The sequence below is a fragment of the Rhodococcus sp. WY5 genome, from assembly GCF_018588185.1.
GTDB lineage: Bacteria > Actinomycetota > Actinomycetes > Mycobacteriales > Mycobacteriaceae > Rhodococcus_F > Rhodococcus_F qingshengii.
On sequence record NZ_JAAMPR010000002.1, the window covers coordinates 190265 to 203167 of the forward strand.

Annotated in this window: 15 protein-coding genes and 2 pseudogenes; 7 read left to right on the forward strand and 10 right to left on the reverse strand. The window is 60.2% G+C overall.

The genetic code is table 11. The features are described 5' to 3' along the window. The first annotated feature begins 646 nt into the window (after nt 1–646). From G4D79_RS29925 to G4D79_RS29940, 4 genes are all read left to right on the forward strand, one after another. The gene (locus G4D79_RS29925) at nt 647–1087 is read left to right on the forward strand and encodes a hypothetical protein (RefSeq protein WP_024488231.1); all 441 of its coding nucleotides are present in this window, start codon (nt 647–649) and stop codon (nt 1085–1087) included. A gap of 525 nt (nt 1088–1612) precedes the next feature. After that, complete coding sequence (locus tag G4D79_RS29930; RefSeq protein WP_214514742.1) at nt 1613–1900, forward strand: hypothetical protein; 288 nt, start codon at nt 1613–1615, stop codon at nt 1898–1900. 276 nt (nt 1901–2176) lie between these two features. Further along, nucleotides 2177–2689: a hypothetical protein gene (locus G4D79_RS29935; protein WP_214514743.1), complete on the forward strand. Its 513-nt coding sequence runs from the start codon at nt 2177–2179 to the stop codon at nt 2687–2689. A 1019-nt stretch (nt 2690–3708) separates the two neighbouring features. Next, entirely contained in the window at nt 3709–4098 is a 390-nt protein-coding gene (locus tag G4D79_RS29940) for a helix-turn-helix transcriptional regulator (protein ID WP_214514744.1), read from the forward strand. Nucleotides 4099–4295: 197 nt separating this feature from the next. Here the strand turns inward: G4D79_RS29940 and G4D79_RS29945 are convergent, their stop codons facing one another. The 4 genes from G4D79_RS29945 to G4D79_RS34750 form a co-directional block, all read right to left on the reverse strand. Next, entirely contained in the window at nt 4296–4652 is a 357-nt protein-coding gene (locus G4D79_RS29945) for a type II toxin-antitoxin system PemK/MazF family toxin (RefSeq protein WP_007728191.1), read from the reverse strand. After that, nucleotides 4649–4861 (reverse strand): ribbon-helix-helix domain-containing protein, encoded by a 213-nt coding sequence (locus tag G4D79_RS29950; RefSeq protein WP_209448893.1) that lies wholly within the window; start codon nt 4859–4861, stop codon nt 4649–4651. Before G4D79_RS29950 ends, G4D79_RS29945 begins: the two co-directional genes overlap by 4 nt. Before the next feature lie 406 nt (nt 4862–5267). Further along, complete coding sequence (locus G4D79_RS29955; RefSeq protein ID WP_054828509.1) at nt 5268–5516, reverse strand: hypothetical protein; 249 nt, start codon at nt 5514–5516, stop codon at nt 5268–5270. A 555-nt stretch (nt 5517–6071) separates the two neighbouring features. Beyond that, on the reverse strand, nt 6072–6629 hold the full coding sequence (locus G4D79_RS34750; protein ID WP_250888053.1) for a hypothetical protein: 558 nt from the start codon (nt 6627–6629) through the stop codon (nt 6072–6074). Here G4D79_RS34750 and G4D79_RS29965 point away from each other — a divergent pair. Together G4D79_RS29965 and G4D79_RS29970 are read left to right on the forward strand one after the other, a co-directional pair. Next, nucleotides 6612–6704: pseudogene (locus tag G4D79_RS29965) on the forward strand (RNA polymerase sigma factor SigF); the annotation flags it as partial. The gene G4D79_RS34750 and the pseudogene G4D79_RS29965 sit on opposite strands and share 18 nt — an antisense overlap. Nucleotides 6705–7231: 527 nt before the next feature. Then, nucleotides 7232–7810, forward strand: coding sequence for a hypothetical protein (locus G4D79_RS29970; RefSeq protein WP_214514745.1), 579 nt, complete (start codon nt 7232–7234; stop codon nt 7808–7810). Nucleotides 7811–8294: 484 nt separating this feature from the next. On the opposite strand, the gene G4D79_RS29975 is transcribed toward G4D79_RS29970, so the two are convergent. Beyond that, nucleotides 8295–8588: a hypothetical protein gene (locus G4D79_RS29975; protein WP_214514746.1), complete on the reverse strand. Its 294-nt coding sequence runs from the start codon at nt 8586–8588 to the stop codon at nt 8295–8297. A 411-nt stretch (nt 8589–8999) separates the two neighbouring features. Here G4D79_RS29975 and G4D79_RS35470 point away from each other — a divergent pair, with 411 nt between their 5' ends. Continuing rightward, a complete protein-coding gene (locus G4D79_RS35470; protein WP_374223453.1) occupies nt 9000–9074 on the forward strand; it encodes a hypothetical protein in 75 nt (24 codons plus the stop codon). Between the two features lie 289 nt (nt 9075–9363). On the opposite strand, the gene G4D79_RS29985 is transcribed toward G4D79_RS35470, so the two are convergent. From G4D79_RS29985 to G4D79_RS30000, 5 genes and pseudogenes are all read right to left on the reverse strand, one after another. Next, the gene (locus G4D79_RS29985; RefSeq protein WP_308252623.1) at nt 9364–10890 is read right to left on the reverse strand and encodes an oleate hydratase; all 1527 of its coding nucleotides are present in this window, start codon (nt 10888–10890) and stop codon (nt 9364–9366) included. Further along, nucleotides 10776–11021, reverse strand: a pseudogene (locus G4D79_RS35315) (oleate hydratase); the annotation flags it as partial. The pseudogene G4D79_RS35315 and the gene G4D79_RS29985, both read right to left, overlap by 115 nt. Nucleotides 11022–11146: 125 nt before the next feature. After that, a complete protein-coding gene (locus G4D79_RS34760) occupies nt 11147–11392 on the reverse strand; it encodes a hypothetical protein (RefSeq protein WP_209448889.1) in 246 nt (81 codons plus the stop codon). Between the two features lie 480 nt (nt 11393–11872). Further along, on the reverse strand, nt 11873–11998 hold the full coding sequence (locus G4D79_RS35105) for a hypothetical protein (protein ID WP_284731210.1): 126 nt from the start codon (nt 11996–11998) through the stop codon (nt 11873–11875). Between the two features lie 125 nt (nt 11999–12123). After that, nucleotides 12124–12765 carry a hypothetical protein gene (locus G4D79_RS30000; RefSeq protein WP_214514747.1) on the reverse strand — a complete coding sequence of 214 codons (642 nt, stop codon included), beginning with the start codon at nt 12763–12765 and terminating at the stop codon, nt 12124–12126. Between the last annotated feature and the right edge of the window lie 138 nt (nt 12766–12903).

The window sequence follows — 12903 nt, forward strand, 5'->3', positions numbered from 1 at the left end:
ACGTTCGATACGCTCCGGTTGAGCAGCCCCACTGCGCGAAACGGGGACGCTGCAGCCACCTGAAGCGTGCGGCGGTTGCCAGGGAGGCCCGGCGGAACGACGGCGACGTCGATACGGAGGCAGGGCCCCTTCTACGCGAGAGGAGTGCAGAATCTCGAAGATCAACGCACCGAATCCGGCCACAGGATACTTCTCTACGCGGTGCCGATACTGCGGAGATCTCGTCTACGAAGGTGACTGGATCACGCCCCGGGAGCGTCACGAGGTCCAACAGCATCACCGCGAGCTGTGCTTGGCGCGGCTGCCCGATGCCAACGAAGATGCAAGCCGCAGGGGCACCCTGTCTACCGTCGTGCTGACGCTCGTGCGAGCACCGCAACCGTCGCCTCATGCTGCAACCGGGTGAGGACCGAAAAGGGGTCTCGCCGAGAAGACCCTGCCAAGAAAATCAGTTCAGAGAACAGCACAGCTGGTTTCGAGCACCGGGACTACGAGAACCGGAATGGACCTCTCAAGGATCGGTCATTGCTCCGGAGAACCCGTGGTCCGTCGACCTCCTCGAGTCCACCATCGACGCCCACTCACACGAGGGCATCCACGTGCAGAAAGAGAGCTCGGGTATCCGTGCGCGGGTTTCTCTGATGAGATGACCAGCATGAAGAAGTTGCTGGTCGTTGCCGCGATAGCCGTTGGAATCACCGCGTGCGCAGACAAGGACGAGACTCCACCGGAGTTGCAAGAATCTGCTGTGCCCACTGTCGGCGCATCTTCTTCCGCCCCCGCTCCTACAGACGAATTCGGGGAGATGATGAACGAGGGCGCGCAAGCGCAAATCCAGCAACGCCCCGAGGAAGCTGCCCAACTCGCTGCCGATTTCGCCTCCATCACCGGGGAGCAGGTCACTGTCGTGGCGGCGCAGCAGATGTCGAACATCGTGTGTCTGGACATGGAGAACGCCCAAGGGCCGGGAGCACTGGGGGCCGTCTCCGCCGCGATGGCGACCGAGACCGGGGTCAGTGCGGAGATGATGACTCGTGTCGCTGAAAGAGCAGTGGCATACCGGTGCCCGGAGTTGGCGACCAAGTAGAGCCGCCCCTGATCCGGCACTGTTTGAGAGCGGCACCGATCGGGAACCAGTTCTCACGGTCGCAGGACGGTCGCCTCGGCCGGCTTCGGGCGTGTTCGAACCGCACGGTTCGCCGCAGAAGTCCACCGGCCCGCCGAGGGAGCCGACACTCTCCTCGGCGGGCCACTGACCACCACATCTATTCTCTACGGTGATCCACGACTCGTCGATACAGACGGTTCAGGCAATGCCGCCAGAAAACGGTGGTGCCCGCCAGCTCACAAGTGAGTGCTACGCCGGCGGGCTCTGCACGCCGTGAGAGACCAACCTTACGACGCACAGTCTGTAGCACTGACGCTGCTTCTCTTACGGAGCGACTCCAGCATCGGTGCCAAGGTTCGATGCGCGCCGATCATCAGCCAGCGAGCTCCCCACCCGGAAGCAGAACAGGTGACCGCCGCGCACAGATCGAATCACTCAACGGACATCCCTGGCGCTGCCGGCGCGCCTGACATGACCCTGAAATCAGGAAATCCTTGTGCAGTAGTGGGTTTCGCAGTTATGTTTCCTGTGGGCGCCCGTCGACCGGCTGGTCACTCGACGGGAGGCGGGACGCCCGTCTCCCGCGACTGCAAACGCGTCCTGTTCCTCTCGGCGTTCGTCGTGCTGCACGATTCTGCCAGTCGCACCTACTACGACCGAAAACGAGTCGAAGGAAAGAAGCACACCGCCGCCCATCTGCCCATCTGCCTCGCCGGAAGTCGCTGCGATGTTCTCTACGCCATGCTCAAGAACCATGAACCCTATCGATCACTCGCCGTGACTGCCGCTTGACGAAGACAACATGGCCCCCGGCAACTCATCGTCCGACGCTCCGAACCGTCGAACGCCCGTCGGTTTCCCAGCTGCACTGCACCAACTCCAGTGCCACGAGCGCCGTCAGGTTGGTCACTTGATCGTGCAAAGCGGCGCGAGTCCAACGGCGCTGGGAACGCCCATCGCCCGCGCGCATCCCCTGCCCGGAAGCGTGTGCCTGATGTTTCGAAGCTGCGCGTTTCCAGGTAAGTCAATCGGCAGGATCATGGCGCTCTCGTCGTCATCGGCGCAATCGTGGCAGCCGTGATCGTTCTGCGCCCGTCACCGGGCAACTCGAACGTGGACAATCCAGCAGCCGCTGGCAGCACATCCTCAACGACCACGACTGCCGGACCGGTCACCGACGCCGGCACCGTCAAGGCGGCCCTCCCCACAGCTTTGAGCAGTGTCTCCGAAAACTGTCGCCAATCCACCTTCACCACCGACGGTGCCCTCGTGATCAGCTGCGATATCAAAAAATCCAATCAACTCGCCGAAAGTTTCTCCGAATACGGCAATCGCTTCACAGCCAGCCTCGACCTGAAACAAGCAAAAAAGACACTTCTCGGATACGGCGAATACGACTACGGGAACTACACCCTGGTCGAAAACGACTCCCGCACAGCAGGAGTCAACATCAGTGACGGCGCCACCGGACAAGTATCGGGAAGTTACGTCAACATGGAAACCGGCCTCACAATCGACGTCTACAGCATGACCGACAGCGCTGCTGTCACTAGCTTCTTCAAAAAGACAGGGCTCCTCTGATTGTCCAGTCCACCAAAAGCCGAGCCACGCAGGACGAATGTTTGACCACCACGACCCCGCGATTCCCGTCCCGAAAGACTCTTCCCACCCGCGCCTCACCTAGCACGATCACGCTCGCCCGGCCTGCCGGCTGGCACTCCACCACGTCGTGAACAGACCAAGCCATCACCACGGACGAAGAAACAACCGGCGCTCGAAGTAAAGAGACCGAAGACATGAGATGCCCGCCAGCTTTCGTCTCGACTGTGCCCGCCGCACATCACGAAGCGCTTTGGCAGATGATCCATTGGCGGTCATACCAAGTTCCTCACTCTCCGACGAAGGCCGGGTCTGTACCGTCGCCACGCACCCGACATATTCGGAACGTGTGACAATCGGGACGAGGTAGAAGCCCGCCGCCCCCGGCGAGTGGACAGCCGGAGGGCAGGCCCTGCGCGGACGAACTGACCACTCAGAATCACCGCAGCAACAAGATGCTAACCAAATTCGAACCCGAAATGCCAGTTTTCCTGCAGTGCTCAATGTTTGGGATCTTCGTCCACTATTCCGACGACAGACGTGATAGGTCAGGAGTGCACACTGAATGAGGGGTGCATCCGCGAATCCGTCGATGACTCAGAGGTCCGAGAGAAGCGATTACAGGACAGGCGGGCAGTATGGCGGTGGTGCACCCGATACCGGACACGCGGTGTACGTGCCGAACCAAGGACGATGAAACCCGAATCCGAAATGACCGTCGCTCAAGGTGGCAACCACACCAACGAAAACCCTGGTGATTCAGCCGATACCGAGTCAGAGGCCAGCGCCGTACCCGTGGACGCGATGACCGCTGAGTGTCCATCGCGGCATCGGCGTAGGAGCAGCATCCTGAGTCGGTGTCGGAACGACTCGACTAGCCACCGAGCTTTTCGCACCATCACGACAGAAGGACTGTCGTCCAAACTCACGCCCCCCGGGAGAATTCAGTAAGCAGCGCCACACCGATATCGAGTCCACGAATCCATGAAAAAATTCAGGCCATGCGGACAGGATTCGGAGTGTGGATTCGTGATCAGATCGATGCTCGGGGCTACGAGAGCAACGAGGAGGCTGCCCGGGCGCTAGGGGTGTATCCGTCGTTGCTGCGTCATTGGGCAACGATCGTGCGATCGCCGTCCCCGCAAGTTCTTCGGCAGGTCGCAGTGTTGTTCGATGCGCCCATACAAGACGTGCTGATCGCCGCCGGCTACATGACCGAAGAAGAGAACCGCCCTCTCTCCCCGACCAGGATGTCGCTGCAACAAATGTCGAACAAGCAAATCCTCGACGAGATACGCCGCCGCACAGTAGGAGACACCGTAGGACCCCCTATTCCAGTGCGAGTGAACGGAGTACTTCACACCCCGGACGGATGGACCAGCACACCTTAGGCGTTCCGCCCCTCGGTTCGTTCGCTGTATCGAGACCAATTGCTAGCAAGCCGAGTCGTCCTGCCGCTCGTCGGACGCACTCTCACTGCCGCGCTGGCAAGGGAAGCAAGCAGCGAGTGGGCAGAGCAGACCACGTAGGGTCTTCGGCAACCGCACCCCGACGATCGAGGCGATCACCCGGTCCAAACAGCACCAAGTTACTGCAGATCGAGGTGCAGCCGCAGCGCGTCCTCGAGTGCGGCGAAAGTCTCCATCCCGACCTTGCCGACAGGTTCAGGATCCAGACGCCGAACCGATACCGAACGCACTTGCTCCGCTTGCGCTTTCGACGCTCGCGCCAAACCTGACTCGTCGGACTCGACAATCACCTGAAACGGAAACACGTGCACAGTATTGGTAGTCAACGGAACCACGGTGATCACGCCCCTGCCGAGATTTTCTGCAGTAGCGTTGGCCCGGTCGTTGCTCACCACCACCGCCGGTCGTCGTTTCGCCGCTTCACTGCCCTGCGCGGGATCCAGATCCACCCAGTGAATATGCGCGCGGCGAATCATTCGGTGTCTGCTGTGACAGCGTCCCACACTTCATCTACGTCACCTTCACCAAAGGCTGCGGCGTAGTCACGTTCGAGTCCGGACGTCGAGAGTAGGCGGAGTGCGGCTCGAATTCCTGCCGACCGGCCACGAAGTCCGTGATCACGCACATACTCGTCAAGTAGGTGCGCATCCTCGTCAGGGATACTTATGGTGAATTTCGTGGTCATACTTTAAGCGTACCAAAGTATGATCTGGTGGCAACTGGTATAAGCAACACAGCTCAGCAAGTAAGACAAACCCGGTTCGAAGGAAGCAGCAGATTGGCTCAAAGGCGTCCGTACCGAACTCTTCCGTCGTATGTACGACGAACCGATTCATCCTGCAAACCTGTGACTCGAGAGTGATCCCGTTCTCCATGCCGACGCCGAGATATACCAGGCCAACATCGTCCGATTGCTCGCACGCGGGGCGCACCGGGAACCTGCATACGATTTCCGCCGCACCGACCACAGGACACTTCGACCTGCGCTTCCGTGGTGTTTGCTAGGCGACCGCCAAACAGCCTCGGGCAGCAGGGTCTGACGCTGCTCTTGCCGAATGGACTCGCAAAGCGTTCCGGGCTTCCGATGCGCCCTATTCTGCCGGCGTCAGGTCGTCGTCGTTCGCGAAGATCAGGCGCCCGTCATCGAGTGCGATCGCCCACCGCTGCACCGGAGCCCAGTCCCGCCCCACCGAACCGCGGTCGATGACCATGTCCTCGTAGTCCTCGATCACCACACCCGTGCATGCCACGGTGCCACCGGCATCGGAGTCTGACACCGTAATTCGCACACGGGAACCTACTGCAGTCACATCTTTGCTTTTGCCGTTTTTGTCGGTCATCTTCCTAATACTGACAGAGCAACTTCGCGGCAACCGCGTTCGGGGCTCAGCGACGCGGTAGCCGGTATCGCGGTCGGAGCCGGTACCGCAGTGGTGTTCCGCTTCGTGCTGCGGACAATCATCACCAGGAAATAAGCTACTGCGCTGGTCAGCGGCGCGAATAACTCTGCGCGGGTGTTCGTTGTAGAGGCTGTCGGTGCTGACGTTCTTTGCCCCGGGTACCACCGAAAGAAATGCCGCTTCGAGCGGCCACTTGCCGAGAGGCGCAAGACGGGCACCGACCCTGTGAAGCCGCTGAACCGAGTATTCGCTATCCCGACGGTGGCCCGAGTAAGACGTCAGTTCGCTTGGACCCGACAGTCATATCCTTCCTGGTCGGAATTGAGCAGGATCAACCGCCAGGGAAGTGCCATACGTTCACGGTCGATACACCCAAGCCCCCGCGAGGTTCTGGCGCTGTTACCGCATCCCGCGCTAACGAACAGGTCTGGGACGTGGGTGTATTCGTTGGTTTCCCGGGTAGTCGGGGTCACGAAGGCCCCTGCACACCTTTGGTCAGGGTGATGGTGGTGGCCCAGTTCTGCCCTGGTGTGGCGGGGGGAGTTGTTCGAGGACTACTGCGTCGGTCAGGATTTCGAGGACGTGCCATCCGAAGGAGGAGGTGCTGGCGGTGATCTGCCCGGTTGTCGACGTGGAGAGCGTTACGCGCACAGCGGTCGGGTCGGTTTCCGGGTCGAACGCGCACGTCAGGGTGCTGGAGGGTGGGGTGTGTGTGATGAGGATGGTTGCCGCTTCGTCGACGGCGAGAACGAGGTCGGAGAGGCCGTCCAGCGAGAGTGCGTAGTGCGCAGCTACGGTCCGCACCAGTGAGCGCAGTACCGGCAGTTGTTCAGGTGTTGCCGAGACGGAGAGCGATGGTGCGAGTGCTGCGTCGTAGTCACCGAGGGCGTCTGCGATGGAGGCGCCGTCGTGTGAGGCCACGGCGTCCAGGGATGCGGAGTGGTAGGAATCTCCGGCTAGGTCGATGTTCGCGATCTCGGCGGGCTCGACGCGTAATTCTGCGGCGAGTTCGGGGACGCTGGGTTCGCGTCCGAGAGCGGGATCGACAACCACGAAACACTCCGGCCGGCACTCCTAGCTCTGCCGGAACGGGAACGGACAATCCTCGTCTACCGGTTCTTCGGCGATCACTGCTGTTGTTCCCATAAACCTTCGAATATGCATCGTTTGTCCCTTTTCACTGCAGATCGGTGACGGCCGAACCGGCGCCAGTGAGGCTGCCGAGGCCGCGTTGCCGCCCCTGATGGGGTCGTCTTTTGGGTCGTCCACTTGACTGCTCGACCGTAGTACGCACGGCAGAGCCTGCCGAGACCCCAAAAATGGGGGCGAACGATACGGGTGTGCGAGCGAAAGTCCTTCTCTCCGAACTCGACTCAGGTAACTGCATCGTCTTCCACGCGAGATGCGCGGGTCTGCCCGACCACGCTTACCTGAAAATCTCGACGCAGGGTTGGAAGCACGGCCACCTAACCGATAGCTTGTAGATAACTGATCCGCTGCGGTGTGATGCTAAGGTCCGCACCGATCAAAGATTGCACTGTCTTCACAAGGTCGGGACCGAATGGAGTGTGACGTCCCATGCCTGAAATAGAACTTGCCTCCGACACGTCGTGGAGTCGGCGCGAGTGCAGCCATGTCGAGGCGAGGCAGCAGTGTTGAGTAGATTTCGGCGTGACGCGGCCGTCCTCGCCGCGTACCTCGCGCAATTCGAGAACACCGATTCGAGCTGCGCCGACCCTAACACTGCCGCTACGGCACTCACGCCCGAGGAACGACGACAGCGTCGACGCGACTACGCCGACAGCCTCGCCTGGGCGGCCGCGACACAGGTCAATGATGAAGACATCGCGGCGCTCACTCGAATGCGGCAACGCTACGGTTTCCCCCCCGCAATCGTGAACGTCGGTGTCCCCCACGCGCGGGCAGAGACTCGTCGCCGAGAAATAACGAAAGGTATCCGATCGATGAGCGAAGGTTACTTCCGAACCCAGTGCCGAGGATGCGACTTCCTCGTCTACGAAGGACCCTGGATCCCGCCCCGCGAGCGTCAGCTCCTGCACGAGCACCATCGCGCGCCCTGTACAAGTGCGCCGCCCACAGCCCCGACGACGGCTCCCACCGCGGTCGGCGCCTTGCCCGCGCCGTTGTCCCTCCTGCCCACCGATCATCGAAAACCCACACCACGCACACCCCCATCGACCGCGAAAAGCACTCCGCTACAACGAGTGCGATAACGCGTGGGGCTCATTGCCCAATCGGGACCCCGACATACCAGCCTGCCAGTGGAGTCCGAGGACTCCACGTCCATTGAACACGCGATCGAGAGGCCTGTCGGCAGGGTTCCCATTCGGAGTCAGAACAGGCATCGACCGCACACAGATCGCATCACTCGCCGGACTTCTCTGGTCCCGCGGACACCCCTGACACGTCCTCGGAATCGGGGACTCCTTGTGCCGTAGTTGGTTTCGCAGTTATGTTTCCTGCGGGCGCCCGTCGACCGGCTGGTCACTCGACGGGAGGCGGGACGCCCGTCTCCCGCGACTGCCCCCCCATGTGCACCCCTCCCCCGCTTCGCTGGGCGGCAGGCGCAAACGCTGAAACGCTCCCGCGTCTGAGTGCCTGCCAACGTGATTCCGGGGGATACGTCAGACCGAGACGACTGTTGTCCCGGTACCTTCGCGGCACCGGGACAACGATCGCTGATAGGAAGGGGGTTCGTCAGCTTCCGAAGATGCTGCCAGAGCTGCCGACGCTTCCCGTCCCGGAGCCGCTGGGAACGTGCACCGTCGAGCCGTCGACGACATGCCCCCCGGGTCCATCGGTGACCTGCGTATCCGTCACGAGGATCGGCATTCGGTACACGCTGCCGTCGTCGCCGCGCAGTTCCAGATGATGCCCACCTGCCGGGACATCCGGGACGACGAAATCGAGGATCTCCACACCCTCGTCGTTGACATCCAACGTGCCGACCTCGACCGGATCGGAGAACAGCGTTCCGACGAACTTGCCCACCTTCGTCACCTGTCCCACGGCCCCGCGGATTGCGACGAAACCGGCCCACAGATGCGTACCGGACTACACGACAACCTGATCGGCACTGAGCCCGCCATGCGAGCGTGTCACTGCACTGTGCCCCAGCGCGGTGAACAGCATTTGACCACTGCAGTCGGTGCCGTACTGCCAGGCGTTGCCCACTGCCGAGCATTACATCGACAAGGCCGAGTACAGGGTGTGGGTCATGGTCTGCGATCCGCATTTCGACGCGATCGCTTCGTGAACGGCTAACGAGCTGGTATCGCACACCACATCACCGATCATGCAGATCGAGGACACAAGCCCGGCGTGGGCATCCTTGAAGGTCAACGCATCAGGGTCAGCGATCGACGCTGAGCAGCGCCGTAGATTTCAGCGAAGTGGGCGGAGATCGCCAAGTCACTCGGAAGATCCCCGGCCACGACTGCACGCGAGATCGCCCGCAACGGCGGACGGATTGCTTAACGGGGCAAGCAAGAGTCGGAAACCGCCTCTTTGCGGGATCGTAAATGCCGCTGCCGGATCAACCAGTGCATCAAAGTGAGCACAGTCCCCGACTCGATCGTCTTGCGCCGGAATCCCTTGCAGGACTGTATGTTTAAGTCGCCTCGTTCACGCTTCTGTGTGGGTGTGATCCCGGTCCAGCCACTTGTGATAATTGGGAGCACGAAATACAGCACGACAGCGACCGCACCGGCGACAAGGACTGCGACAACGCGTTGTGCTCCGAGATCGACCGCTCTCGACGATCCGGTTAACGAAGCCATGAGGTGGAGCCGAAAACTTCCGGGACTCCGCGTTCTATCCCGAGCAGGCTGTACGCGGCCTCCATCCCGGTGCGGACCGAGTACTCCGTCGTGAAGATGCAGTCGCGTGTTGTTTCCGCGAACTGGCCGAGGAAGGCAAAGTTGACGGCACCATCCGGTGCAACCGCAGGCCGGTCACCGGCCTGACGGGGCATGAAAAAGGAAGTGACATAGGGCATCATCTCTGAAGCGGTCTTCGCCGCATTGGCCGCAAGTGCCGGGATGTCCTCGACTGGAACGCCCATGTGATAGAGCCACTCTTGGGTGATTTCCTCGCCGGTGCATTCCTGCATCGGCTTGTCGACGTAGTCACCGGGGACGTCGACGAATAGTGAGTAGACCCAGACGACGATCTGATCCCTGGGTTGTTGTTTGAAGTGCGGTTGCCGGTTTACGGTCCAGCTCATCAACCACTTCGAATCTCGTGCTGTCACGATGCCGCCGGTAACTACGCGCCCACTGAATGGGTCACGCTTGCATATCTTTTCGATGTACTCCGGGATTCGGGCATCCAATGTAGTCACTGTCGCCGATTCCCACTTGGTTTCTGCGACGTGCCCACCGAAGACGTCTGGTCGCCCGAATGCGGGGTCTTTCGTTGCTATACGACGCCACAAATCCCACGCTGGAGCAGGGCCCTCGTCGAGTTTCGCCGGCGTGTGATGGTCCCCGTTGTTCGAGTTCTCGGTGAGCGAGCCGATGGTAGTCAACACCAAATCGCCGTCACCGAGGTCGACCCCACCCATAACACCCTCGGATTTCCAGTGAATGCGTTTGGCCCGCTTGACTTCACCCGTGATATCGAAGTCGATGTCGGTGACTTCGGTATCGAACCGAAAATTCACTCCCTGATCGAGCAGCCACGTGTACAGCGACAGCACGAGAGACTCGTACTGGTTGTATTTGGTGAACTTGAGGGTACTCAAGTCCGGCAGGCCTTTGATGTGATGGATGAATCGATGCAGGTACAGCTTGATTTCGAGAGTACTGTGCCATTCCTCGAACGCGAACATCGTGCGCCAGTACAACCAGAAATTGCTTGCGAGGAAATCCTTACCGAACACCTCGTTGATGCGCTTGTTCTCGAGTTCGCTACGCGAAGTGAGAAAGACCTTCATAATGTCCTTCTGCGCCTTCGAGTTCAGATTGAACTTGAAGTCTGTGTGCGCATCCTCGCCCTGACGTTCTGTGACGCGCTGGAGCGAATAGTTCGGGTCGTCTTTGTTGAGCCAGTAGAGTTCGTCGAGCACGCTGGCGTCCTCGACCTCGATCGAGGGGACAGAGCGGAACAGGTCCCACAGACATTCGAAGTGATCTTCCATCTCGCGACCACCGCGAATGACGAAGCCCTTCTCCGGTTCCTTGATCCCGTCGAGTGCACCGCCTGGATCCCGTCGAGTGCACCGCCTGGCAATTTCAACCGCTCCAGGACGGTGATGTTGTTTCCTGCCATCCGGACGTCGCGGATCATGAATGCTGCACCGGCAAGCGATGCAAGCCCCGATCCAACGAACCATGCAGTCTTGCCGTCCACCCCGTCAGGCTTGCGTGGCCGCGCGAACGCTTCGTAGTCTCCACTGCTGTAATACATTGTTCCCCATCTCATTTAGAGGTCTGGCGATAGGACTCTTCACCGGAGTAGATGCCGAGTTTCCCTTTGGTGTCCTCTTGTCGAGGCAGTTTTCCTTCAGTAACGCCTTCAGTAACGCCACAAGTGCGTGCGATTCAGCGTCACCGTGAGCCAAGACGTTGTGCGGGGCAGAAGCTGATGGTGTCGTAGATCTGGAAACGGACGCAGCGGGGCACCGGTGGCGATCTTTGACGTTGGTCCACCGCAACCAGGTCCGCATCTTCGCCGGCCGCAGGCGCGGCCGCCGCATTGAGGAACGGCACGAGCAGCGAGTTCAGGGTGCGACCACCCTTTTCCTTGTGCAGCTTGATCTGAGCCATTCCGATGACACTCGCGAAACCGGCCATAGCGGCGAAGGATGCCGTATCGGTCTCAGCGGTTCCTCCAAATTTCGACAGAATTGAATCGCCACACCGGATTAGCGAAGTGTGATGCGAGAGAAGATCGACGTCGGTCACGGCAGCGTCGAGAACTGCTGTGAATAGGATACTTTCGGCGGCGGAGGCTGAACTATCAGTAGCCCCGGAGACATCGCGTTCGTACGCCTCGAAAACTCCCAATCCCGTCCACGTGCAGCGTCAACCGCCACCACGCTGATACCGGAGGCCGGGACGGCGAACCCTTTGACCGCTCTCTGCAATGCGATCTGCGATCCCCAAACACCAGTACAGAGGACTGTGACCTTCCGGATTGCGACCATTGTCCATCCTCGAGGTTCAGGTGATGGTTTTCGTGCGCCGAGTGGTCAACAGGCCAGCAATCCAGCCTAGGAAGAGGATCACGACGAGGGTGAGCCAGAGCGGGGACTGCACAGATACCCAGAACAATTAGATCGTGGTCGCGGCGCGGTTCTTGAGGATGAAGATCAGCGACAGCACCACCAACAGCGAGGCGAGGAGATTACGGGAGGTGAGCAGCGATCGTGCGGATCTATTCCTGGTTTCCGAACTCATGGAGAGCGCCCCACTTCATGCCGATTGATACGGATCGAAGCTCTTGATCGAGGAAATGCCGGAGGATAAGCCGGCAATCCTCTCCGTCTTACCGAATTTCTCAATATTGAGCGCCGGTTGGCGCGCTAGACTGCTTGTGCCATGGAATGCGCCGGTCGGCTGCTTTTTCCGAGGAAGACTGCGGAGGCCAGCAGGAAGAACACCGCACCGACAAAGGTTCCGATATTAGCCATGTTCGGATCCAATGTGTTCCCGTCTCGCAAGACGAACGAGCCGATCGCAGAGACTCCGAATGCGATGGATCCAAAAGTATTCAGCCACACACTTTGCCATTCCTTCGATAGCGGTGCCCAGTAAGCTCCTTCCCTCAACAGGATGAGGACGGCCAGTCCGCTCGAGACGAGGAAGGCTATCGAGCCCTCCGCGTTCGGATTCCAGACCAAGTGCATCTCGCCTCGTAGCGTCAGCGCGTGCAGCGCAGCCCCGGTGCTGACGTTGAACAAGATCGTCCCGAGTAACTGCACAGCCGCAGACAGCCAGACCGCCCGAATCGCGGGACGCCCCGAGTCGGTGGTGGTTGCTGGCCCGGCCAGCACCAACTGAACGAACGCCGCGCAGGTAAAGAACCAGGAGCCCGCGAAGAAGAAACTGTTGGCGAGTGCGGCACCGAAGAAGACCGACAGGAAGGGTGCCGACCCGAGCGCGAAGAGTGCGGATCCGATCACGAATCCCCACGACTGCATTCGAATGGTCGGGTGAATCAGCATGTGCTGCAGTGTACTTGGATTCCGTACAGAAAGTCCTCCAATCGGGACCTAGGTCATCAGGCACTGATTTCGATTCACCCATGGCGGGTACACAGCAACAAATTCAAACCATCTGATTGTTTTTTACTTTACCGAAGC

Coding starts and splice junctions, on each gene's coding strand:
- G4D79_RS29955 (WP_054828509.1), bottom strand. CDS start 5,516: ATGACCGACAAAAACGGCAAAAGCAAAGATGTGACTGCAGTAGGTTCC.
- G4D79_RS35105 (WP_284731210.1), bottom strand. CDS start 11,998: ATGAGTTCGGAAACCAGGAATAGATCCGCACGATCGCTGCTCACCTCC.
- G4D79_RS29940 (WP_214514744.1), top strand. CDS start 3,709: ATGCGGACAGGATTCGGAGTGTGGATTCGTGATCAGATCGATGCTCGG.
- G4D79_RS29950 (WP_209448893.1), bottom strand. CDS start 4,861: ATGACCACGAAATTCACCATAAGTATCCCTGACGAGGATGCGCACCTA.
- G4D79_RS30000 (WP_214514747.1), bottom strand. CDS start 12,765: ATGCTGATTCACCCGACCATTCGAATGCAGTCGTGGGGATTCGTGATC.
- G4D79_RS34760 (WP_209448889.1), bottom strand. CDS start 11,392: ATGGCCGGTTTCGCGAGTGTCATCGGAATGGCTCAGATCAAGCTGCAC.
- G4D79_RS29945 (WP_007728191.1), bottom strand. CDS start 4,652: ATGATTCGCCGCGCGCATATTCACTGGGTGGATCTGGATCCCGCGCAG.
- G4D79_RS29925 (WP_024488231.1), top strand. CDS start 647: ATGACCAGCATGAAGAAGTTGCTGGTCGTTGCCGCGATAGCCGTTGGA.